Source organism: Caldanaerobius polysaccharolyticus DSM 13641, from assembly GCF_000427425.1.
Lineage (GTDB): Bacteria > Bacillota > Thermoanaerobacteria > Thermoanaerobacterales > Caldanaerobiaceae > Caldanaerobius > Caldanaerobius polysaccharolyticus.
The window spans coordinates 167,899-191,607 of sequence record NZ_KE386493.1 but is presented as its reverse complement, the minus strand read 5'-3'; the positions used below and the strand labels follow the sequence as shown (position 1 = coordinate 191,607).

At 34.9% G+C, this 23,709-nt stretch carries 19 protein-coding genes and 1 pseudogene; 1 reads left to right on the top strand and 19 read right to left on the bottom strand.

All coding sequences use genetic code 11. From position 1 onward, the window contains the following. Positions 1-41 precede the first annotated feature (41 nt). The 7 genes from CALPO_RS12890 to CALPO_RS0100915 form a co-directional block, all read right to left on the bottom strand. On the bottom strand, positions 42-1,007 hold the full coding sequence (locus CALPO_RS12890; protein WP_035171846.1) for a DUF4351 domain-containing protein: 966 nt from the start codon (positions 1,005-1,007) through the stop codon (positions 42-44). Between the two features lie 64 nt (positions 1,008-1,071). Continuing rightward, positions 1,072-1,998, bottom strand: coding sequence for a hypothetical protein (locus CALPO_RS0100935; RefSeq protein WP_035171843.1), 927 nt, complete (start codon positions 1,996-1,998; stop codon positions 1,072-1,074). Between the two features lies 1 nt (position 1,999). Then, positions 2,000-2,362, bottom strand: a complete 363-nt coding sequence (locus tag CALPO_RS0100930) for a hypothetical protein (protein WP_035171840.1) — start codon at positions 2,360-2,362, stop codon at positions 2,000-2,002. Further along, the gene (gene cmr4 / locus CALPO_RS0100925) at positions 2,355-3,266 is read right to left on the bottom strand and encodes a type III-B CRISPR module RAMP protein Cmr4 (protein WP_026485656.1); all 912 of its coding nucleotides are present in this window, start codon (positions 3,264-3,266) and stop codon (positions 2,355-2,357) included. The genes CALPO_RS0100930 and cmr4 (CALPO_RS0100925) overlap by 8 nt, the downstream gene beginning before the upstream one ends. Before the next feature lies 1 nt (position 3,267). Continuing rightward, complete coding sequence (locus CALPO_RS12885; RefSeq protein ID WP_051585755.1) at positions 3,268-4,941, bottom strand: CRISPR-associated protein Csx11; 1,674 nt, start codon at positions 4,939-4,941, stop codon at positions 3,268-3,270. Beyond that, positions 4,902-6,335 carry a CRISPR-associated protein Csx11 gene (locus tag CALPO_RS12880; protein WP_051585754.1) on the bottom strand — a complete coding sequence of 478 codons (1,434 nt, stop codon included), beginning with the start codon at positions 6,333-6,335 and terminating at the stop codon, positions 4,902-4,904. The genes CALPO_RS12885 and CALPO_RS12880 overlap by 40 nt, the downstream gene beginning before the upstream one ends. Next, positions 6,319-6,609 (bottom strand): hypothetical protein, encoded by a 291-nt coding sequence (locus CALPO_RS0100915; RefSeq protein ID WP_026485655.1) that lies wholly within the window; start codon positions 6,607-6,609, stop codon positions 6,319-6,321. The genes CALPO_RS12880 and CALPO_RS0100915 overlap by 17 nt, the downstream gene beginning before the upstream one ends. Before the next feature lie 567 nt (positions 6,610-7,176). Between CALPO_RS0100915 and CALPO_RS0100905 the strand changes: the two genes are divergently transcribed. Next, on the top strand, positions 7,177-8,412 hold the full coding sequence (locus CALPO_RS0100905; protein ID WP_026485654.1) for an IS110 family RNA-guided transposase: 1,236 nt from the start codon (positions 7,177-7,179) through the stop codon (positions 8,410-8,412). Between the two features lie 130 nt (positions 8,413-8,542). Here the strand turns inward: CALPO_RS0100905 and CALPO_RS12875 are convergent, their stop codons facing one another. The 12 genes and pseudogenes from CALPO_RS12875 to CALPO_RS0100845 all read right to left on the bottom strand — a co-directional run bounded on the left by CALPO_RS12875 (position 8,543) and on the right by CALPO_RS0100845 (position 23,655). After that, on the bottom strand, positions 8,543-9,205 hold the full coding sequence (locus tag CALPO_RS12875; RefSeq protein ID WP_051585753.1) for an RAMP superfamily CRISPR-associated protein: 663 nt from the start codon (positions 9,203-9,205) through the stop codon (positions 8,543-8,545). A gap of 20 nt (positions 9,206-9,225) precedes the next feature. After that, entirely contained in the window at positions 9,226-10,275 is a 1,050-nt protein-coding gene (gene cmr1 / locus CALPO_RS0100895; protein ID WP_026485653.1) for a type III-B CRISPR module RAMP protein Cmr1, read from the bottom strand. 23 nt (positions 10,276-10,298) lie between these two features. After that, positions 10,299-13,508 (bottom strand): DEAD/DEAH box helicase, encoded by a 3,210-nt coding sequence (locus CALPO_RS0100890; RefSeq protein ID WP_026485652.1) that lies wholly within the window; start codon positions 13,506-13,508, stop codon positions 10,299-10,301. 5 nt (positions 13,509-13,513) lie between these two features. After that, a complete protein-coding gene (locus CALPO_RS12870; protein WP_051585752.1) occupies positions 13,514-14,527 on the bottom strand; it encodes a sigma-70 family RNA polymerase sigma factor in 1,014 nt (337 codons plus the stop codon). Positions 14,528-14,587: 60 nt separating this feature from the next. Beyond that, positions 14,588-14,980 (bottom strand): annotated as a pseudogene (locus tag CALPO_RS0100880) (mannose-1-phosphate guanylyltransferase); the annotation flags it as partial. 8 nt (positions 14,981-14,988) lie between these two features. After that, positions 14,989-15,879 carry a hypothetical protein gene (locus tag CALPO_RS0100875; protein ID WP_026485650.1) on the bottom strand — a complete coding sequence of 297 codons (891 nt, stop codon included), beginning with the start codon at positions 15,877-15,879 and terminating at the stop codon, positions 14,989-14,991. After that, complete coding sequence (locus tag CALPO_RS0100870; protein ID WP_026485649.1) at positions 15,876-16,295, bottom strand: hypothetical protein; 420 nt, start codon at positions 16,293-16,295, stop codon at positions 15,876-15,878. The genes CALPO_RS0100875 and CALPO_RS0100870 overlap by 4 nt, the downstream gene beginning before the upstream one ends. Positions 16,296-16,317: 22 nt before the next feature. Then, entirely contained in the window at positions 16,318-17,274 is a 957-nt protein-coding gene (gene cmr4, locus CALPO_RS0100865; RefSeq protein WP_026485648.1) for a type III-B CRISPR module RAMP protein Cmr4, read from the bottom strand. Positions 17,275-17,286: 12 nt separating this feature from the next. Next, positions 17,287-20,664 (bottom strand): hypothetical protein, encoded by a 3,378-nt coding sequence (locus CALPO_RS14055; RefSeq protein WP_051585751.1) that lies wholly within the window; start codon positions 20,662-20,664, stop codon positions 17,287-17,289. Then, positions 20,657-21,910: an RAMP superfamily CRISPR-associated protein gene (locus CALPO_RS12860; RefSeq protein ID WP_051585750.1), complete on the bottom strand. Its 1,254-nt coding sequence runs from the start codon at positions 21,908-21,910 to the stop codon at positions 20,657-20,659. Before CALPO_RS12860 ends, CALPO_RS14055 begins: the two co-directional genes overlap by 8 nt. Then, positions 21,900-22,991, bottom strand: a complete 1,092-nt coding sequence (gene cmr1, locus CALPO_RS0100850) for a type III-B CRISPR module RAMP protein Cmr1 (RefSeq protein WP_026485647.1) — start codon at positions 22,989-22,991, stop codon at positions 21,900-21,902. Before cmr1 (CALPO_RS0100850) ends, CALPO_RS12860 begins: the two co-directional genes overlap by 11 nt. A gap of 70 nt (positions 22,992-23,061) precedes the next feature. Beyond that, positions 23,062-23,655, bottom strand: a complete 594-nt coding sequence (locus CALPO_RS0100845) for a hypothetical protein (protein WP_026485646.1) — start codon at positions 23,653-23,655, stop codon at positions 23,062-23,064. Positions 23,656-23,709: the final 54 nt, after the last annotated feature.

Below are 23,709 nucleotides of genomic sequence, written 5' to 3'. Positions count from 1 at the left end.
AAATAAAAAATAACCACCATAAAATTAAGGTGGAATACACATTACTTCAAATACTCATCCAAATCTTCTATTTTATTGATCTCAAATATGTGATCAACTATTTCAGTTAAGGTACGTTCATTGGCATTTTCTATCTTCTTTTTGTAATCAGAAGAAATGTCTCCAAACTTTCTTGTTAAAAGCCTTATTAAGGTTTTGCCTATGCCCTTCTCAATGCCCTTTTCAATACCTTTTTCTTCTCTTTCTTTTAATTCCTCTTCTGTATATATTTTGAGATTAGCCTCTTTTAATGTCTTTATTATATACTCCTGGGTCTCTTCATTCACTCTATCGCTGTACATTTTAAACACCTCCACAGCTTTCTTTATATTTACCCTAAAAGCCGCTTCCAATAACCTTATCTTCTCATCCTTATCTTTTACGTCATTTATGCTTTTTAGTAATTCTTCGAATGCTTCTCCAAAATATACATTATCGCTCAATAATATTACAGGATAATTCTCTTTTACATTCTTCAGCTCTTTTAATACCACTAACTGTATTGATATCCATTCGCCTTTTACATAGTATATACCATCCTCAGCTTTTTCTATATTTCTATCGTACTCTTTCAGAAATTTAGTTAATCTCCGCGGATAAGAATTACTTACAAAACTTAATGTCACTTCTTCTATTCTTATGTCATTAACCTTTTTATTGGTCTTCTCATAACCATTCATCGTGGATTTGTAAATATATGCGTAACCTAATCCTTTAAAATAATCGTCTATCGATATATAATCTTCTGGGGATTTATATTCTATGATGTTATACTTTTTAAAGATCCTCGCTATTTGTTTATTGATTCCATAGTCGTCATTCTTCTTGACTATTATCACATCTATCCGCAGCGGTTCCTTTGACAGGTACTGTTCTTGTATTATATCAATTTTATCTTTTTCATTTTTAAAAATCTCTCTGATAGCTGCATAAAAATCACTATGCCAATCATTGGTTATCTCATCCATAATAATCTCCTTCAATTCTCTTCGATTTTATTATACCATAATCTGTGTTTATGATGAGGTAAACTTACTTTCCAATAGTTCCGTCCCAATTTATTTCTCCAACAAATGAATCAATTACGGTTCCAGGTGAAAAATAATATTCAGGTTGTGAAACTACATAGCCCGGTTTAATTGAGCTATTAGACTCTTTTTTTGGATCAAAATAACCTCTTCCACTTAAAAGCTCTACGTCACCTTTAAATTTTATATTTTCATCGTATTTTAAGTGAGCCGGTAAGGATTTCTCTATTTCTATCTTTACATTTTCTTCTGATTCTTCTGATTTTAATTGAAAATTGCACTTATTTATTGATTCAAGTAAAACGTGGCCAAAACCATACTTTGATTCACCGCCAAGGATCAACTCTTCGATTATATTAAAATCACCAATAAAAATTCCCGGGTTAACATCAGAATCATTACTTTTAATATAATTGCCTTCAATCTTAGCGTCTTTTTTTATCCAGATACATCCTATAATTTTCGTATCTTTTGAATTCCCATTTCCATCCTTAAACTTATTGTTTATGAATTCAATTTCATGTAAGCTTTCATTTTTAGCCGTTCCAGAAGAAAAATCTATTGCTGTCAAAATTCTACTACCTATAAACTTGTGTTCAAACTCATATAGAGATATTTTATTTTTATATCCAAATTTCAAACCATCGTCGGTGTACTCTGGGATATATACATTTTCTTCATCGTAAATATAGAAATATGAAAATCTAAAATTATCCATAATTTGTTTTCCGATCTTTTTATATATTTCTGAATCAGGATCTTTATATAAATGCTCCGTAATTCTTTTTGTAACAGCACCCCAAAAATTTCTACCAGGCACATAATACCTTGTAGGCGAAACTACAGAACCTTTAAAAGGTATATAACCAATGTGAAGAGGACTTTTTAATCTATACACAACATCAAGTCTTTCCCATCTGTTTTTGTTCATATCACTCACCAACTTTTGCATGGTATAAAGCATAAGTTAAAGTATGCGCGATAATTTTTTTGAGAAAAAGAAGCTTGTCAAGATTTTCAGCAACAACTTTTAATTTTTCACAAAACTTATAGAAATCATCATTAAGGAACGAATCTTCATCGCTATCCAGAAGGTATTTTTTTATCTCTCGTTTGTTTAATAATTCAACTAATTTTTCTTTTATATCTTTTCCTTTGTCTTCAAGCCATAAAAACATCGCATAAACGCCGTCTTCCTGTAATATTCCAAGGGCTTTCCGTATATTGTTTTGAGCATCCTTCCCTTTTGGCATATTCTGACCAACTTCAATACAAACATAGTCGAGATTAAGCATCGGCCTTTTCCCCCTTGCTCTTTGAATCTACTTCTGATATTTTTAACTCGATTCTGCCAAAACCCCTCGTTCCCATTCCTCCTATACCAAGAAGTTTAAAGTATGGAGAAACGTGATCTATTATACTTATTATCTCTTCTAAATTTTTAACATCTTTTTTAACATTTTTACGTTTATCTATCCCAATCTCAAAACCTAAAACCGTGCCCCTTGGTATTGCCTCATAGGTAAAAAGCGCTCCCTCCTCTGCAGTACCTGTTTCGGGATCAATCCTCACGGAAGTTCTGATCTCAAGATTATCATTTACTATATGTGAAAACAATTTATCCGAAACCACAACTACCTTCTTAACCCAGTTATCTACATCAGGTAAAGTTACATCGCTCCCTATTAAATCCTTTCTAACCTCCAATAAAATCCATCCAAGATTTAAAAGACCATCAGATTCAATCCCTTTTATGGCGCAGGCACTATCCTTAACATTATCATCTTTAATATTATTCAGTATGATTTTTATTTCTTCATTATCTTCAAACCAGTATTCAAGCAGTTCTCTTGTGGTGATCCATACAGTTCCCTGGGATGATGAAACAGGAAAGAATATTATCTGGCCATCGTAAAACCTAATCATTCCTTGTTTTTGCTCATCGCCAAAGTAGGATTTTACTTCCTCTTCTGCATTATCCCTACTATTTTTGCAACTCTTATCAGTTTCCATTAAATATATTATATAAAATTCCTTTGTAACCCCTGCCATAGAAGTACCCGGTATTTTGGGTACATCTGTAGCAGGATCTCTAACAATTGTATTATCTACTCTTCCTAGCCTGTATCCCCCTTCGCCGATATGTACAGGATCAAGGGTCCTTGCATAAACCTTTTTAATCTCTACAAAATTACTCATGTTAACGAACCTCCCTTACCTTTATAACATGCTTAAACAAACATATTGTATCAAGCAAAAATTTATTGCAAGCGGACTCCACAAGAAAATATTTTGTTTTACCTTCTAAACCACTCCATTTATCTCCAAAAGCATCCGCTAATGTGGCTTTTGCAAACTCTTTAAACACTTTATCTTTATCCTTTATCTCTCTCCATTCTTTTAATTTTCTTATAAGCATTTCTTCGATAAAATTTATCTGTGAATTTGAAAGATTATTTTTAAGTATTTCCCATAGTTCAATCATCTCTGATATCTGATAAAAATAATACGGCCTTGATGCATATAGTTTATATTCTGAATTTCCTCTCTTGCCACGCTCATAATATATCCTGTACCTGTCAGACGTTCCCACAAGAAAGTCAAAATCAAAATAACCGGGATACAGAAAATAGCTTTTTGCTTTAGAAAGCCTGTCCAAATCATCAAGTGTATATTTTTCATTTTCACTTAATCGTTTTATAGGGTAAAAGCTATAATACTTATCATTCCTTATACCTATGGTGTTCCACCAGGGTTTCATTTCCTTTGCCTCTTTAAATTCTTTTCCTTCCAACATCCTCCTTTCTGAATCCAGAAGAACATAAAGTGGAAATTTTCTATTCGCAGCAAGCAATTTAATATTTAAAGGTAATTTCCCGAGAACTTTTTCAAATCTCTCATTAAACAGTTTTGTTACTAACTCAATTATTTTTATTGAATCCTCTGCAGGTACTATCAAGCGAAGAGAAAGTGGTGTTTTAGTTATTTCTATAAATGGATAATAACTTTCAGATTGCAAACTATTGCTATCAGCCTTTATAACTTCATTTTCATTTGATAATAAAATTTCATCTACATCTTCCTCATCAGCTAAATAATAGAAGCCTTCCTCTAGTGCCTGCCGTACTGCCAGCTCCCCCTCTTTATCGTTAAACTTAAATTTTTCAAGGGATTCTATCGTATAAAATTCGCCGTTACCCATGTGAAATACAAGTATACTCTCGGGCTTTAAATTCTTTATTTTAATTACATAGGGAGTCCTCACCTTTATATTTTTTCCTACCTTTTTCTTCAGTTTCTCATAATCTACTTTAAATCTGATTCTTTTCCAGCCATAATAATATATCCTCTCTTTAATGTCCCTGATAACAATCTCAGAAAACTCCTCGGTTTCTCTCCATATCCTGTACAAACGCGCAGGAGACGGATTTTGCGTAAATAAATAAGCTGCTAGATTTTCTTTATTAAATTGAAGAGGTTCCATTCTTTGCTTTATATTTTGAATATGATCATTAATATTTTCTTTTTCAATATTTATGTCTTGAAAAAAGGTATTTAATATTTTAGCAGCAATTTCTCCATCGCAACTCTTTTCTAAGAAAACATTTAAGAATTTATAAACAGTTTTTATATCAGCATTAAGAGTAAAACTGTACTCTTTTATTTTTTGTACTAAATTGTATCTATTTTCCACTTTTTCATTTATTCTCTCCTGAATTTTACTTTGATCTTTTGCTTGTTTCATGCTACTAATCACATTATCAATTTTTTCAATTTGCTTTTTTAGTAAATCTTTAAATCCTGCTAATATCTTTACCAAATCTTCTTTTACTATTATTTCCAATCTATTCTTTTCTTTTTTGCACTTATCCAATCCTCAAATGTTTGGGAATAAATTGTACCTATCATTGTGCCGTCAAGCCATTTATCAAGACCAAAATTTATAGACACCAAAGCTATGCGATTATTTACATCCGCTACTTCATCTACCCATATTGTACTTTGCCTGTCCGATATCCATGTTGACAACCTATCTCTTTTTCTATCTTCGCAAATAGCACACATTTCTTTATCTATATCTTTAGATCTTAATCTGCAAACAGGACAAATATCTTTATTATCCTCCTGTAAATTAGAAAGGCATGGGTTTCCAATGTATTCTTTATTTGACTTCTCCTCGATATATAAAACAGGCGTTCGTCGGGGAATTTTTCTCTTTCTTTCCGCAAAATCTAACTCCTTGGCAATAATTATCAAACCCCGTGATTCACTACTTAGTTTAAAAACAGGCCAAAGCTCACTTTCACTTCCTTGGGTTATGATTTTCAATGCTTCACTTGAAAGCTCCTTAGCGATTTCAGCCGCTTTATTATTTTCTAGACTCGGAAATGTGAAATATATCCCGTTTATGTCCTCATACATAGCGTTGCCTATAGGATATTTAATCTCACATAAATCCTTGAGTTCTTCTTTTATATCTTCAATAATTTTTCTTCTCGCTAAAATATCGCCAATTTTTTTCCCTTTATTAATAAATTCAAGGCCGTTCCATGATATACCAAATATTCTCCACTTTAAATTTTTTTCATTTAAATCATTTTCACTTGAATCTTCTTTAAATGCCAGTGCAGCCAAAACAGATTTAAACAAAGATGCCGTAGAATAAGAATGGTCCCATAAAGTAACGTCATTTGCGGGGATCCTCGTTTCTCCAAGAGCGTGTAAAAATACCGGTCTTAGATTGTTAATTAATGATCTTCTAAAACCTTTTATATCCAATTTTCCACATATGTAATTTTCAAATTGAGTTATAAGATTGTTTTGTAAAACTTCCAGCCTACTCTTGAGAACTTGCAAATCTATTTTTTCTTTAGGATAGCCAAATGGAGAAACAATAAGTGTATTTTCAACTGATTGCTTCACTCTCACAATTCCTTTATCGTCAGCGCTATCAATTTTATCGCAACTTTGTAAATACTTAACAATATTGTCATTTGTATTCAGATTATGGTGCTCTGTAATAACGTTATAGACACTTGAATTTTTACCATTTACCTGAAACTCAAAATACTTAGACTTAATTTTATCTACTAATTCTGGTTCTAAAAATCCATCAATATTTCCATGATAAAATTTTTGTTCTCCTCTTAAGGATTGGCTTTGAATAAAATTAGGATGGCATTTGCCAATATCGTGAAGTAAAGCACCTATTTCACCTTTTAAAATAGAATCTCTATTTTTCTTCAAAGGATCAAGGACATCGCTCATTATTTGGACCTCCTGTCTCTCCAAACAAAGATATGATTTCGCTATTTAACTCATCTAAATTCTCAATTTTTTTAGTTCTAAATCCACCACCAAATTTTAATAAAATTTCTCCTTCTTTGATTTCTTTTTCTATTACGCCAAAACCGGACGTTTTCTTTGCTGAAAAACCATATGTATAAAACATTAATTTCAATGCCTCTCCCAGAAACGTTAAATCCTTTTTAACCTCTTTATCTATCTCAGATTCTCCTCGTATAATATGATTTGTAATCAACCAAAAAGGTCGACCTTTAACAAGATTAATAAAGAACCTTGATATTTAAATATTGTTTCATTAAATTTCACTATGATTAAATCTATCAAGTGCCACTTGATACTTATGCATACATCGCATAGCCACTATCTATGTTTGGGAAGATGGGTTGTCAAGCTCGAACGCAGTGAGTTCATTTTAGGCTTGACTACACATCGACCAAACATATAATCCTCTCTGCGATGTATGCTCGATTGCTGCATTTTGTATTGTACTACACGTATTCCCTCTTTCTTCTTCAGGTTGTCTCTGTTAAACTATCTCTAGGATTTGGTTTCAGGGTCGCTCTGGATCTCTCCCGAAGACCCTTCTTTAGGGTACTTCTCGTCAAAGACTGCACCCCTGGGATTACTCGTTTGGTTCTTACTCGCTTGCTGTCCATGTCTTACTCTTCCGTATGTCTCAGCAGCCATACGGTGTATCCTATGAGTATTGACATAGCTCTGGTATCGCGAGGCTGTTTCTCGGTAATCTGTCAGGGATTAACCTGGTACTGGTCTCAAATTTTTAATGAAAGGAGGAATTTACGTGCCCAGTACTTTATTCGTCGGTATCGACGTCAGCAGTCAATCTAATTCTGTTTTCTTTATTGATCAAGATGGCAATAACCTCATTAAGAAGCCTTTTTCGGTTTCTAATGATATCCCAGGTGCTGATTCTATCATCTCTGAGGTGATCTCCCATGCTAAAGCTATTGATGCTTCCTGTGTCAAAATTGGTATGGAAGCTACTTCTCATTATGCATGGCACCTCCATCTTCACCTGGCTTCTTCTCCTGACCTGGCACCTTTTAACCCTAAATTCTTTGTCATGAATCCAGCTGTCGTCAGTGGTTTTAAAAAGGCTTATACCCATTTGCCTAAAACTGACGATTTTGATGCCAGAGTCATTGCTGATTGTGTCAGATTAGGTAGGGTAAACCCTACTCCCATGCCTGACTTTAAATATGTTGCACTACAGCGCCTTACTCGCTTTAGATACCATTTGGTACAGACTATATCCAGTGAAAAGAGCAGAGCTTTGAACCTGCTTTATCTCAAGTTCTCTTCATACAAGGAAGACTGTCCTTTTAGCGACGTCTTTGGCTCAGCATCTACTTCTGTTTTTGATTCTTTTACTCCTGATGAGATCGCTGTTATGCCTATGGAGGATCTTGTTGATTTTGTCTTGAGTCATGGCAACAATAGATTGAGCAATCCCGAGGAAATTGCTAAAACACTTAAATCCGCTGCTAACAGGGCATATCGACTTAATCCTGATATGTGCGATACTGTTAGCATGACTTTGACCATGACTCTTGAAAATATCAGATTTCTTGAATCTCAACTTAAAAAACTGGATAAAGAAATCTCTAAACAGCTTAATGCTTTTCGCCAAACTCTGACTACTATTCCAGGCATCGGCGATGTATTAGCCGCAGGCCTTGTGGCTGAGATTGGCGATGTTAAGCGGTTTAAAAGCGAATGCGCTGTAGCCAAATTTGCAGGCCTCGTGTGGAATAAATACCAATCTGGCAACTTTAGTGCTGAAGACACCTCTTTAGCTAAGTGCGGCAACCAATATTTGAGGTACTATCTTGTAGAAGCAGCCAATTGCGTAAGGATACACGCAAAAGAGTATGCTGATTTTTACTGCAAGAAGTACAATGAGGTTACCAAGCATCAGCATAAGAGAGCCCTCGTCTTAACGGCACGTAAGCTTGTAAGACTGGTCTTTGCCTTGCTGAGCAAAGGCCAAATCTACCAACCGGGAGGTAATGGATAGATTTAGCAAATACATTTAACTGAATATCAGCTAAGTTTCCTTCCATTATTATCCAATATATGGTGGGCTTATTAAGTGTTGCCTTTTTTAGAGTTTTTGAGGTCTTTATTTTTCAAGGTTCCAAAAAATACTACTTGACATTACACCGCTTGTCTTTGTTAGGATATGGGAAATAAAGAAGATAAAAGTATCCATCTTTTTCAGGTTTCATTACCTCGAGAGGTATCGGCCCTTTGCTAGTAGGTGTCCTCGTATCTCTTTTTAACGGTGTAATAATATCTTTTTCTGCTTCATCTTCAAAAAATGTTGTAAAAAAATAAAGCCTGCCTTTCAGCATTTCTTGCTTTTTTCTTGGCTCAGATCCAAAAAGGCGTTCAATAATACTTTTCTTTTCAGCGTCATCACTCCATTTCACTTTTTCTGCTGCAAATCTTAAATGTCCCTTCCATGTCGAAGGCCTAACAATAGGAAGCCCTGTAAACATGTCTCTGACAATTGGGTTTTCCAACACTTTTGTTCCTTTATCATTACTCTTTTTCTCCACCCATTCTGGCAAATAAAACTCCTCTTCATCTTTACTCGTGTACGGTTTTTTCAGTGTAAAGAGAATTTTTATAAGCACAGAGTACTGAGGAAAGCAGCAAAAATCATCAACAGAAGGATAAAAATCTTTTATCTCGTCTTTACTTTTCTTGATTTTATTTCTCACTTCTTTTTTCAACTTACCAAGCAGAACCTTACATGATTCTTTTTCTTCTTTATCCCATCGATCAAGATAATAATCATAGATCAATTATCCCTCACCCCCAAACATTAATTCAGGATCTCGATACCACTTTTTTCTTCTATTATCTTTACATTTAAATTGTTATCTTGACTACTATGGCTGTTATCAGAAAATAAATATTCACCTAATCCATTTACCAATTTATTTTTTATCTTTTCTCTATTTCCTGTTAGCCATCCGAATACCCTTACCTGAACCGTTTTATCATCAATCCTGTATCCATGGGACACAAAAACTTTCGAACCTCGACCTAATTCCCCAAATATCTCGTGTCTCTTACCTTCATCACCCTCAGTCCTTCTTAAAGCATCTCTAATATGGTATGCTATAGGTATAAAGTGGTAATCATTCCACAGTTGGTTCCATCCGTCATCCCTTTTATCTTCCAAATCTCCATAGCTCTTATTTTGTCTCCAAAAAGCTTTATTTTTTATCAACTCTGATATATCTTTATTAAAAGTTATATTTATTTTATAAACAAAAAAGTCTTCTAATAAATTCGCTACTCCAGTTTTGTTCTTTTCTCCTATAATTTCAACAGAATCCCTTTGTGATAATCCATTTTCAACAATCTGTATAACTCCATTACCTTGGGAAGTATGTGCGCCTAATGCCCCGTATTCTGATATAACTTTCAAAGTCTTATTTAGCAAAGCCCACTCATTATCGGTTATTTCTCTCAGAGGAATAAATTTAAAAACAATTGGTTTATCAGATATAAAACCCGAAACCTTTCTGCTAAGGTGTGTTCCTCCTCTTCGTGTGCCGATTTTCACATTTGGTTCTAAAGGCAACAGCTGACCTCCACTAAACTCCACTTCTAGCCTGAACTTTCTCGCCCATCCAGTACATCCAAACAATTTACACACGTCACAATGTTTTTCGTCTTTGCATTTTACCTCAGATTCTGTATCAGTCGGATCGCAAGCTTTTCCGCCCAGACCTTTCACAACTATTTCGTACCACCACCTAAGACTTCCAATAAGTCCTGTTTCTCTTAAAATCGTATTTTTCCCATTTTCATCGCCAGTCCATAAGGGTGTCAGGGTTTTAATCTTAATTGTAACAACACCCATAAATGCTTCCTCCTCAATACTTTCTAATAATTCACCTTTTTACCTGTGCTTTTTTCATAAGCTTTTATTACCTTATCAGGTATGATACCTAAAAAATAATCTTCTATGAGACTCCAAAATTCTTCATTACTAAAGCCACCTTGAAAAAGATAAGTTAACATCTCTACTGACATTTTATGTCTTTCACTTATAAGTTCTAGTAATTTATTTTTATAGCTCCACGGCTTGTTTATTATTTCTCTCATGGTTTTAGTTTGGTTCACATAAATATAAATCTGACTGTTTCTTCCACCCAATGCTTTAAAGACCAATACACCAAACGTCTCTAATACTCCTAAAATGAGTATTTTTTCTTTAAAATCTATATCTCCTTCTTCATCTATCAAATACAACGTCCCATCTTTCGTATTGTCACATATATTATTAAAACCATTTTCAATCCATCTAAAAAATCCAGACGATCCATTCATAAACTTATATTTATAATCGCCGGATTTCAAAGGTTTAACAGCTAAAACTTTTCCATGAATATTCCTATTATAGTCCCTTTGATATACAGACATAGCCGAAATTATTGTTTCTATTATGCTCCTTGCTTTATACTCATTTACATAAATCAAGCTCATTAACTCTTTTACTAACCCATCTTTTCCATCTATATCATAAAACTTTTCTTCTCTTATAGATTTATTTATTATCGTTTTTATCGCATTCATACACTCATCATATCGCTGTAAATAATTATTTTGAAATTTGATGTTAACACTAAGCGCAGGTTTCATATCTTCTTTATATCCAAACATTAATTCATTATCTTTCGTATAAAGCAAATATTTAAATTTAGGAAACGAATATTTTACATTGAAATCTTGTTCCCAAATTTTCTTCAAATTTACAGAACAAATGTGTAAAGAATGATCTAGTTCTTCTACTATCTCGCCATATTCGCTCACAATATTTTTTTGTGTCACCGGATCTATTTTAAAGTATCCAATTTCAAAAATAGGTATAGGCCTTGTATAAAATGGTGAAAATCCAAATCGTCTTTCAAAATCCTTCTGTATTAATAACATGGCTGTCTTGACCTTGTTTATGCCATCGTCTTCATTAAAGAAAGGTGTTTCAAAAATATGTGAGAAACTTTCTGCATCCACCAGCATTCCATTTCTCCTCTTCGTAAATTTCCCTTCATTTTTTATGTTCTCCTGGTATAGCTCATGAACTTTTCGAATTACTTCTATTAATTGATATTCTTTTACTATAGATAATCCATGTAATCTATTAATATGTTTAAAGTCATTTTTCATAAACCTGTAATATGCCTCACCATTAAGGTCTGGTCTTCTGGCAGCCCTACCTATTTCTTGTATATAATCACATACATTCCCTGTAGGTGCAAAATGCGCTACAATTTCAATATCATTTATATCTATGCCCATGCCAAACGCTTTAGTTGCTAGCATAATGAGTGTTTCAGAATTTTTAAATTTTTGATAATTCTCCTCTTTTTCGTATGCACTCAAATTGCCATGATATTTTGAAATGTATTTAATAATATTCTTCATTGTACAGTAATCCCAAAATCTCTCAATTAACGCTATAGTGGGAAAATATATTAGCATTTTTTTATTAAACATCAACGCGTAATCTATCTTGTCAAATAATTGATCAAATTTGTTTAACTCGTATTCTGTTCTCCCGGTAATTGTTTCTACCCTTTTAACGTTAATTTTAATATCGTCTCTCTTTACAAAGCCAAGATATGTTATTGGATCTACCATTTTAAGACTTTGTACCGTCTCTTCATACATATTTTCAATACCACCATAGATAGCGGTAGCCGTAAATGTCGCTATCACAAACCCCATGCCTTTTTTCTTGATCTGAGCTTTTTTAATCTTATTTAAATGATCCCCTAAATACCAATAATCCGGTCTAAATTGCTTCCCCCATGTTGTGACAATATGGGCTTCATCAACAACCAACAGTCCTAAAGTCCTATCTCCTATAATTTGTTCTAAATCACTTTTGCTAAGCAACGATTCCGGCGATATATATAGAATATGGCATTTTTTATCCGCAATATCATTGATTATTTTTTGTCTTTGAATAGGAGAAATATCTGAATTTATAGTACGTGCATAACTGTAATTAAGATTTTCCAAGTTATTAACCTGGTCCTTCATTAATCCAATTAACGGGGATATGACAATGGTGAAAAGTTCATATTCATTTGTAAGATAAATCGCAGGAATTTGGAACATAACTGACTTTCCTGCTCCTGTGGGCGCTGTCACAAAGACATCTCTATAATTTTCTTGATGATAACACTTTTCAACTTGTTCTACTATCTTAGCGATAATCTCACCCTGAGATACTTCTTCAATTGCTTTTTCTTTATTGTTCAGTCGACTGATATCATACACTTTTATTTTTCTAAAACTATCATACCCCCAGTAAGTTTTCAAGATGTCTAAAAATTCCTTCCTTATATTGGTTTCACTTCTATCTTCCTTAACTATACCGATTTTTATTTCTATGCTATCTTTAAAGATGTACTTTAATATTTTAATTTTTTCTATTAATACCTTACTCAAGGCAGTGTTTTTTTCTAATATGTAAATTTTATCAGGCATGTTATTCATTACATCATCTATCATCGAAATATAATCTTCTTCATCAATTATTTTGTAACACAGACTAGATGGTTCAACTATTTCTCTTTCAATGTTTTCAGAAATATTTTCAAACATCTGAATCTTAAATTCTTTCTCATGGGATACTATATTATTGTATACTACATAATACCTACCATTAATACACTTGAAATTTGCATATACCGATGTTAAATCAGTTACGTCATTGATTTCATTATCCAACATCTTTTCTTCATCGTAATGAACAAGCAATGATTTTTTCATATCGTCAGACATTTTAACTTCCAATGGATAATAATTGATAAATAAATTGTTTTCTAAAATTACTATCTTGTTGTATTGGGCTAACACAAAATCATACAGTAACATATATTCATCATAGGTAATTACCTTACGACCACTTTGTACTATCTCAGAAAAATAACCAAATTTATTCTCCAGTATTTTACCAATATCAATAACAAAATCTTCATCGTAAATACCTATATTCACGCCCTTTAATACTACAATAGTTTTAACATCCCTATATAGATAGCTCTGAATCCTTTTCCTTATATGACTATTTATATCTATCAATGATATCATCCCCATAAAAAGTCTTTCAATTTTGCCGATATTTCCGGCTTCCCCAATTTTTTAATAGCTTTAGCCTCTAATTGCCTTATTCTCTCCCTGGTAAGACCATATTTCAAGCCTATTTGTTCTAAAGTTCTCTCTATACCATCCTTTAATCCGAATCTCAATCCAAGAATATCTTTTTCCCTTTCCGTCAATGTGTCCAAAACACAATCAATAGTTTCCTTTAATATTTTATTTTCAACTTCTTCTTCAACTGAAAGATTATTTTCATCGATAATAAGTTCTCCTAATTCAGTATCTTTTTCCTCTCCAACAAAACTGTTAAGCGATGCAGTAGATAAGATATTTTCCACTATAAAAATAATTTCTTCAAACTTATCTTTATCTATCCCATCTTTTTTCACTAGCTCTAATATTTGATCTTTCGAATAATCTGGATATAGATATAAAATTCCCATTATTTTATTTACTTTTTCAAAATAATGGACAGGAATCCTAATAATGAATCCATACTCTATTATATTTCTCAATATATATTGATCTATCCACCACGTAGCATAAGTTACAAATTTGACCTCTTTTTTAAAATCAAAACGCTCTGCAGCCTTCATCAACCCCATAAATCCACACTGAACTAAATCTTCTTCGTCAAGCCTATGGTTATATTTTTTAAAATATTTAAATGCCCTACTCCTTACGAGATTAGCATTTCTAATAATAAGAGCTTCTAATGCTAATCTATTTCCCTGCTGATATATCGCACATAATTGCTCATTAGTAAGATTTTTTATTTTCTTTGCATACAAATTACCCTTATACACTTCAACGTTCTTTTGATCAATTTCCCCTTCGCTTTCATAATCTATTTCAATGTTTTCTTCTATCAAAATATTAATTACTTCATATTGTTGCCGTAAAGTAAGCTTGGAAAATAACTTATTAAAGTTCTCTTCTGTAAGCATCCCTTTATTATTTAAGAACGGCCTAACTTTATTTATTATATATTCCTTGTTCATTTTAATTACCCCAGCTTCAATTATTTAAATATTTCGACATATTTCGTCAAAAAAAATATATTATAAATACTCCGCTTTTTTCTTTTTAAGCTCCTTCAATACCTCCTTTACATCCTGGGCTTTATCCTTTGAACATATCAACAAAGCATCTTCTGTATCAACGATTATGACATCTTCTATACCCAATGTAGCGATGAGCTTCTCACTGCCTGTTATGATACACTTCTTTGTATCTACGCTCACCACATTGCCTTTTATGACGTTGCCGTTTTCGTCTTTTTCGTAAAGCCTCTCTATGGATGTCCAGCTTCCCACGTCGTCCCAGCCAAAATCGCCAGGCACCACGTAAACATTTTGAGCCTTCTCCATCACGCCATAATCTATGGATATGCTCTCAAGCTTTGAATACTCTTCGTACAATACCTGTTCTATTTTACCTGTATCAAAATATTCCAGCTAAATTATGATTTCGCAAGTGCCGGATACCAGATACCAAATCGCCCAATTGCAAAATCTGCACTTTTGGAAATCTTGCTCCCTGGAGCAAAACATACACCTATTAAATCAACGTATTGCCCTGCGTATCTATATTGTTTAGCATTTGATCGCCATTCACGTACCACTAAAGGTTCAATTATTCCTTCGATTCTTTCCATATTAATAGCTTTTGTATGCGCCAATAGTCGCGCATAGGACTGTGGCGAATCAGCGACATGAAGATGAATCAGTGGCCGATCTTGAAAATTCTTAAACTTAATAGCTCCATTAAATAACTCAATTTCCGATGTTTGAATTTTTGTCATATCCGCTAACTCCAGTTTCCCAAAGCCGTAACCGCGCTCTCCTCCCAATTGTATATACTCACAAGCTTTTTTCCATTCCAATTCAGTATCCTTTTTTTCAAATATATAACCCATAAGATAAATCGGTTCGCCAGTATCCTGGGTATTCGGAGAAATAAATTCTATTTCATGCAATGCCTCATTTGCAGCAGCTTGCTGGGAATAATCTAAGGCAGTGCTAACATAACTACCCAGTAAACGTCGTCGAAAATCATCTTCGTTTTCCCACGGCCAAAGTATCTGATAGTCACTGTTTCGCCTTATTGCCGGATAAAAATAAGTAAATGCAATATTTTCATCTAAGTCTCTACCAATACATTGATACTCCTCGGAACTAACAACAGGGCCTTTACCTAAAAATTTCATCCGAGTAAGGCGCGCGGTTAAAGCTCCCCACATCACCCTACCCGTCACATAATGGCGAGTGCGCTGTAGATTTCCTACTTTATTAAAACCAATATGCAAAGGAGAACGCACGCGAAAAATCACACGATAGACTTCCCATTTCATTCGTGTTCACCCGCTTGGTTGTTATCACTACCTTGGCCATTGTGAGCTTTAGCAATATATCGTGCATAAATTAGCATTTGCTCCAACAACTCTTTTGCTAACAACTGCCTCTCAAGCTCTTTTGTCACCTTATCGCTAATAAATTTTAAAACTGCCGTCGGCTCTAATGAAGAGGGCCTACCCAAACCAAAAGGTAGTTCCTCTAATAAGTTGAGCATTTCCTCGACAACCTTAATGCCGTTTCCTTTTTCCTTTGCCAGTAAATAGAGAATACAGGCATATACTCCATTTTCCTGAAGCACACCTAGAGCTTTTGTCACTGTGTTTTCAATCTCACTAGGATTTGTACGACTAATAATTTTTTGCGCATGTTGAGCTGCTAACCAATCAAGATTGCACTCAGTATAATTAATCATCTTACTCCCTCCCAATGAAGAGTTACTCTTCCACTGGCTCACCAACCATAGATACACGTCCAAATCCACGAGTACCCATGCCACCAACACCTAACAATTTCATCATCTGTAACCCCGCTTTAACTACATCTAAAGGTCCTTTCCATGTACCCCCAGGCAGGGAATTATTTTTTGCAGTTTGTTTCACAGGAAATGGCCAGTCTTTTGAATCAGTTGAACCAGCTCTATAATCGTCTAAAACTATATCCATTGTTAAAAAAGTGGAACGTGGAATAGCTTCATATGTAAAAAGAGCTTTCTCCTCCGCTGCACCAGTTTCAGGGTTAATGCTCACCGAGGTGCGAACCTCAAGATTGCTGTTTACAATATGGCTGAAAAGATAATCTGATACTACAACTATTCGATCTTTGATATTTGTCCAATATTTATCTTTTTCCCAATTTGGGGGTGCGGTCACACTTATGCTACCCTCGACCCCTACCATTAACCAGCCAAGATTAATAGGTTCAGTCCTGCTCCAGGTTAAAAAAACTCTATCTGGATGTTCCGCATTTGATATATTATTAATAGTAAATCCAGCTTCTTCTAAACGCATTTTAGTGCTCACCCAAACAGGCCCCACCGTTGAATACACTGGAAAAAGAACTACTTGAGCATCAAACACGTTTACCACGCCAGAGTAAGCTTTTACTTCTCCCTGTTCTGTCTTTTTGATATAGCCAAAAGTGTAGCAAATAGGGTCTTTATCAGGCTTTTCTACATTGTCCTGGCTTTGTCCTGCTGCAGCCGGGTTTTCATATAAATAAGCAGCATAAGAGCGAATAGCCCCATGAATGCTTGTACCAGGTATTTTGGGAATTCTCGTTCCCGGTTCTCGAACGATGCTGAGATCAACGCGACCCAAACGATAACCGCCTGTACCAATATGAACAGGATCCAAAGTTACAAGAAGATAATGCTGTTTCTTAAATTCACTCATCAGTTTCCCTCCTTAATATTCTCTCAAAATTTCCATATGTAGTTCAAACCAATCAGCCAGTTCGCCGCGCACTGCAGCTTCAATAAGTTCCTTTTGTTCCTTGGATGGAACATCATTCCATTGAAAGCTTTTAGGCCAATACGCTCCAGCCAACATATCAGCAACAAATTGTCGGAACACATTATCCGATAAAGATCGTTCAGGTTGATATCCATACCAAGCTTCTCGGGTATTTTCAATAGCACGAATCAACTGGCGAAGTTGAGAAATGGATAACTTTTTAATTAAATCCCAAAGTCTCTCCAATCGATCGAAATCGTCTAGAAAATACGGTCGGCTTAATCTTCCACAGCGCTTACCTAAAATATCGTAAGCAATATCAAAACGCCTAGCATTGGTATCTAACCACTCAAAATCAAAGGTCGCTGGAGTAAAATAAATTTTGTCTCCCTTTTGCAAGTCCTTTGCATGCACCAACCAGCATTTCTCTGAATTTATATAACTTGGACAAGGTCCTTCAAAAACCCTTTTACGACCGACTTTTAAGGGATCTGTATTTCCACTTGCATCTTCTTTCCAGAAAACGTAAGGGTACCATACATCCTTCGTTTCACCATCACCCATCATCAAAGGTACATACCAGATAAAAGAACGTCCATTCTGCTCTAACTCAACAGCTAAAGCACAATTAAACTGTTTACTTTCTTTTTCCAAATCAATTTTCTTAGATGGCAATTCTCCTTTGAAAACCGATTTTACAGTCCAAGTTTCGCAACTTGTAAAAGGTTTTTGTTTTAACATTTGCCTTCCAGCATCCAAAATGGCTCGCAGCGGTGTACGTCGGTGAGCGAAAACTACTCCTAGATACAATGGCAGTCGATTGCGCACCTTACCCATTTCTCGTTCATACTTAATTTTTATCTCTCTCACAACTTCTAGAGCTCTCTCAGCAGGTACTAGTGCCATAAATATTTGGGGGTCAGTAAAAATCGGTATAGCCGTAGAATAAGCAACTTCTTGATGATCAGTATCTACAATACGATTACCAGCAAGAAAATTGTGCAGGCTTTCTCTTTTTGAACCTTCCGGATTTGTCAGGACTGGTTCATGCATGTTTTTGACAAATTTCTCTTGTATAAAGTCTTCTACAAAAATAGCCGCTGACGCCGGATCTTTATAAATATCTTTTTCTTCCTTCTTTCCATTTTCAGATAACCGTTTGGCAACATAGCAAAGATTTTCTATACTAATAAGATAACCGCCATCTGTTCTTCCTTGTACATTTTTTTTGGGAATCCAAACAACACTCATGGTTGTCTTGCCTAAATCGAGCTCATACGCATGATAAGCCCCCAGATCTGGCTGTCGTTCAAGATAGAGGCGAATACGGCGACGATCATCTCTCAAATCGTCTAAAACTTTTTCTTTTATTTCACTCCAGAATTCATCAGTTGTACGCCATACTCGTTGAATTCGAGCAAAAGTTGGAGGTTTAGCTAAATATTTATCACTTTTTTCATTGTTTTTACCAATCGCTAGTGATCGTATTAAAGTACCGTTTAACCAGTTGTCCAGGGCAAATTTACCTACAACGAGCGCCACTCGTCCGTTATTGTCAGCAACTTCGTCAATCCAAATGGTTTCTTTAAATTTTCCTTTCGTCGCCCATTCTTCCGACCTACGCCCCCGCTGAGCCAAGCAAATTCCACACATGTTACGTTCTCTTGCTTTTTCCGCCGTAACATAGGAAGGTAAACCATCCTCCATATAACCAACAGGTCGAAGGCCACAAACATAGCAGCGCTCTTGATTCTGGTAATTTGACCAATATTGCTGTACTACATCTGGATCGTATACATTGGTCAATTGAGCATCTTTTAATATGTTGCCCAAAAGAAGTTTCTTGCCTCGCTTCGGTTTTCCAATGCTTACAACAGGGCGTAAATGCGATATCCCAAGAAGGTTATTTTCTTGTTTTTTTATTTCTTTAATTATTTGAGCCTCAATGAACTGGTGAATTTCACCTTCATCTTCACCAAGCAATCCAGGGATTACAAATACCAAACCATGTTCATCACGATAAACAACAGAACCTATAGGAATGTCTATCTCAAAAGCAAACCGGATAGCTTTCCAAAAGCTTTGTAAGATGTTTTGTCTTGCCAATAGATCAGACAACTGATTAACCTCAAAAAGAAAGTCAAACGCATTAAGGCGAATTGAAACTAAACGCCATCGCATGTCGAAAGGAGTAGGAATTTTACCATTTAAAATTGCTTGCACCACAGACGTTTTAAAAAGTGCGGCAATCGCCTGGGAATAATCCCAAAGTGTAATTTCGTTTACGGGTCTTCGAGTTTCACCTAGAGCATTTTGAAGGCATTTTAATTCACTTAAGAAATCATCCCATTTTTGTAGAGGATTATCCCAAATTGAAAAGGTGGTATCAATTATTTTTTTTCTTTCTTGAGGCCAATCTTTCCAATTAAGGTTTTCGTTTCTTTCATATCCAAACGCCGTACTTATCATTAGTTTATCGACAGATATTTTTACTTTATCTTCTTTATTTCCATCTTCTTCATCTTTTTTGTCATTTTCGTCTTCTTTGTTTTTTCTATTTCCCTCAGCTGAGCCTTCAAAATCTATTTTGACATAACATTCATTTAAGTCAAATCCTTTTTTTTCTTGACCCGATATTTCGCCGTGAGCAAGTATAAGCAATAATGGAAAGTCCATTGAAAAACCCCGTTGAAGGATAATACCTTGTTTCGGCTTCCTGTGGTAGTCAGGATCATCATCAGACCCTGGTTTATAGTTGTTTTTCCATTGCTTGTCAAACCAATCATCCCAAAACAATGTAAGCAACGACCCCAAAGGCCAATTACCCAATATATTGGAAGCAAATTTTAAGTTTTCAATCCTTTGTTCATAATTTTTCCAAATTTTTCTTTCATCATCCAGTAACTCTTGCACTATTTTTTTAACTTCGTTAGTTTTCTGCTGTAGCCGCTGTCCTATTTTGTCCTTATTAGGATAATTCCCTCTCAACTTGCTTTGAAGTTCCTTAATTTCATTTTCTATCTCATATACTTTTCTGCGTTTCTCAATGTCTTGAAAATAAAGAGGCCCTTTAGTATCGTCCCATGAAAAACCACTTTGTAGTATCGAAGGCTTAGCAAACTTTTTAAATAAATATCGTCCAGAGAATCTGGTATACCTTTCAAATGAAGCCGGTACAGGTATAATATATAAATCAACTTCTTCTGAATGTTCTCTAGTCCTTTGAACAAGAAAGTTAGGGTCCAGCTTGCCTATATTGTGTAACCACCCAGCGATTTCCGCCCGTAAAACATCATCTCGATACCTTACTAATATATCAAACTCACTCATGCTGTCCCTCCTTTCGTAAAGTTTCCGCAATTTCTTTCACTATAACTTGAAGCTGCACTAAACTATCGAAAGTTTCACAAAGTTCATTTTGCCATGGCAACTTGATAGCTAACATACCTGGACTTTCAAGGATCTCCTCTATCACCCCATAACCGTTTGTCGTCTTTGCACCAAAGCCAAAAGTGGTTAACATAGCATATATACCTTGTGCCAAAATTTCCAGGTCTTTTGCAACTTCTTGAAAATGTTCAGCATCATTTAGTAAACAAAAACTCAAAGGCGTATAAATTAACGAAAATATACCCTTCCCTCCAGCAGGGACACATTCAAAGTAAATTGGCTGAGAACCCGCACCACTTTTTCTATCATGGGGATTTATTACCTCTATCCCAATCTCATTAAAGAAAGTAGGGTAAAAATATAGGCGTCCCTGGAAACCTTCAATATCGCTAGCTTGGTACCTGTTTTTTCGAAGAATTGTATTGAATTCGTTTTGAACCCTTTGTATTTCATTGTTAAAAAGCTTAAACCACTCTTCCTGTTGTTTTTTATCTGTATTTTCGGGCGAAGGTCCAATTCGTTTGAGCGCAAGCATTTTGTTTAAGTAATCTTCTGTACCATCTTTCTCATTGCCAAAAAGGCGATAAAGCTGAAGTCGTTTTTTCATGAAAGCATCTTCATCACCCACTCGATGTAGCTCTTCCACAATTTTTCGCATCATAGCCGATCGCAGTGCACCTTTCCACTGGCTGGGTGCCACATAAGGTGATTTAAAGACCCACTCCTTTTTTACTGGGTTGTCGATAATGTAAAAATAATTGTCATCTCTGCTGATATAGGGCTTGCGAAGAACAAATGGAACACTTAATATGAAACTCAAATACGGTAAAAATGTTAATGAACGCTCATCAGGTATAAAATGAAAAGCATCCGGAAACAAACTACCTGATAAATCTTGTTGCCACACACTGCGCATATCATTAAGTACCGTTGAAAATATTCTGGATTCTTTGTTATTGTCTATACTATCTGCAAATTCTTTTTTTGCCAAAAACCACATATAACTAAGATGAATAGATTTATTGCTTTGTTTCATTTTCTCTATCATATCATATTTAGCTTGTCTCTGTGATTCTTCGTATCTTTGCTTTTTCGCTGCTTGCCCATAATCCCTAGAAGCTTGCTCCAATTCGTCTAGAACCGTTTTGAGATTTTCCATACAAAAAGCATGATACTCATAACTCACTTATATCGTCCCCCAATCCCAATAAGCCTCGTATAAAATACAAAGAATCGTTATTTAAGGGTGTTAAAGTATCACGGCTGGAATTCATTTCGCGCCATTCTAATAAATTATAATGCTTATATAAATAGTTATATATAGCGTCTAAAACCTTATTTCTATCCCACTCATTGTTGTACACACTAGCTTCCTCTGGTACCCATCCCCATATGCGTAATATGCCGTCATTGTAAGGCATTGACATCTTAATCTTTGCACCAATGCGATCACCTTCCACCGTACCCATAATAAAGTGTCGTACATCTTCATCATTAGCGAATAATCTGCGCAAATCATATTTTATAAGAAAAGGTGTTTTGAATGTAGCATTAGGTACTCGGACACGAGCGAGAAAAATGTTCTTTAAAGAAGGTACCCCCGAATACTGGCAATTGCCTTTGACTGTCCTAAGCCAGTTGTATAAAGGCGCGGTATCGATTTTATACGCGTCATCTATTTTTACCACACCGAAGCCTAACTGAGGTCTGGCTCCAATTGCTGTCCATTCACTCATAAAGCGAATCAACCCTGTAATAATATATGGATCAAAATCAGGGTACAGGCTTTTTATCTGAATTCTAAAATTGCCAATTCTCGGCTTTTGATCCTCTACAGCGCTTTTTGACCACAGCCACCACGTAGGAATCTTTTTCTTTCCATTATTACTTGTATAAGCTCTCTCGTAAAGCTTAATTTTTCGCACAAGATTATTGTTATCAACAGAAATAACATCATCTTCAATAATTTCTAATCTAAACCTTCTTCCCCATTTAGTCGCTCCAAATACTTGACAAACATCGCACAAGCCAGCATCCCGCAACCTCTGGTGCAAAGTTACAGCAGTGGAATCGTAATAGTCTTTGTCACTAAAACTACATTTATCACGTTCAGTTAGATTGCAAACTTTTCCACCTACACCACGAACAAAAACCTCAAACCACCAACGCATACTGCCAATAATTCCAGCTTCCTGAATATGGTCCATCTCACCAGGATGAACTCCACCGGTCCATAAAGGAGTAAGAGTAGTTAACTTTAATTCCATAGCAAATTTCTCCCTTTTTAAAATTCTCTAATGGAAAAGTTACATACAAAGAAACTTTACTAAACAACATTTAATTTCTAGTATATTTCCAAATTAAATATTGCATAAGAACACTTGTAAAATATATTCGATCTGGGTACTTATCATCAGAATAAGATTGGATTCGTTTCTGTATAAATTCATCTATTTCGCTAAGAGTTAAATTTAACCAAAGACCATCAACCAATTTCTCTGTCACCGCTAACTTAGCTACAATCCACGGATGAAACTCTGCATATTTTTCACTTTCAAGTTTTTTAATCATACAACAAACTTTTCTTTTAGGGAAGATCCCAAAACGATAAAGTGCACTTTCAAGCCTTTTAGAAGAAAAAGCTTTTTCTAATTCGCTTTTACGTGTCCTCCCTGACTTCACCTCAATGATAAAAGCTAAGTTCCATTTATCAATATCTATACCCCAATCAAAAAATTTCTCTTTATCCCAATCTTGGTTTTGTCCACCAATTTTTTCATAAACACCAGAAAATCTAATTGCCAACAAGTCAGAATCTGCAGTACCTCTTTGCTCCTCTTCTTCTAAATTATGTAAAACAAAGTTTTGCAATAAGAAAAATCCATTAAATCGAAGATACCAGTATGTCAATTCTTCGGCAAAGTTGTTCATCTACCTCATCCCTAAATTAAAACTCACATATTATTCATCTGTCGTTTACAAAAT

Coding starts and splice junctions, on each gene's coding strand:
- CALPO_RS0100845 (WP_026485646.1), bottom strand. CDS start 23,655: ATGAACAACTTTGCCGAAGAATTGACATACTGGTATCTTCGATTTAAT.
- cmr4 (WP_026485648.1), bottom strand. CDS start 17,274: ATGAGTGAATTTAAGAAACAGCATTATCTTCTTGTAACTTTGGATCCT.
- CALPO_RS14055 (WP_051585751.1), bottom strand. CDS start 20,664: ATGAGTGAGTTTGATATATTAGTAAGGTATCGAGATGATGTTTTACGG.
- cmr1 (WP_026485647.1), bottom strand. CDS start 22,991: ATGGAATTAAAGTTAACTACTCTTACTCCTTTATGGACCGGTGGAGTT.
- CALPO_RS0100875 (WP_026485650.1), bottom strand. CDS start 15,879: ATGAAATGGGAAGTCTATCGTGTGATTTTTCGCGTGCGTTCTCCTTTG.
- cmr4 (WP_026485656.1), bottom strand. CDS start 3,266: ATGAGTAATTTTGTAGAGATTAAAAAGGTTTATGCAAGGACCCTTGAT.
- cmr1 (WP_026485653.1), bottom strand. CDS start 10,275: ATGGGTGTTGTTACAATTAAGATTAAAACCCTGACACCCTTATGGACT.
- CALPO_RS12890 (WP_035171846.1), bottom strand. CDS start 1,007: ATGGATGAGATAACCAATGATTGGCATAGTGATTTTTATGCAGCTATC.
- CALPO_RS0100870 (WP_026485649.1), bottom strand. CDS start 16,295: ATGATTAATTATACTGAGTGCAATCTTGATTGGTTAGCAGCTCAACAT.
- CALPO_RS0100930 (WP_035171840.1), bottom strand. CDS start 2,362: ATGCTTAATCTCGACTATGTTTGTATTGAAGTTGGTCAGAATATGCCA.
- CALPO_RS0100935 (WP_035171843.1), bottom strand. CDS start 1,998: ATGAACAAAAACAGATGGGAAAGACTTGATGTTGTGTATAGATTAAAA.
- CALPO_RS12870 (WP_051585752.1), bottom strand. CDS start 14,527: ATGAACAAGGAATATATAATAAATAAAGTTAGGCCGTTCTTAAATAAT.
- CALPO_RS12880 (WP_051585754.1), bottom strand. CDS start 6,335: ATGAGCGATGTCCTTGATCCTTTGAAGAAAAATAGAGATTCTATTTTA.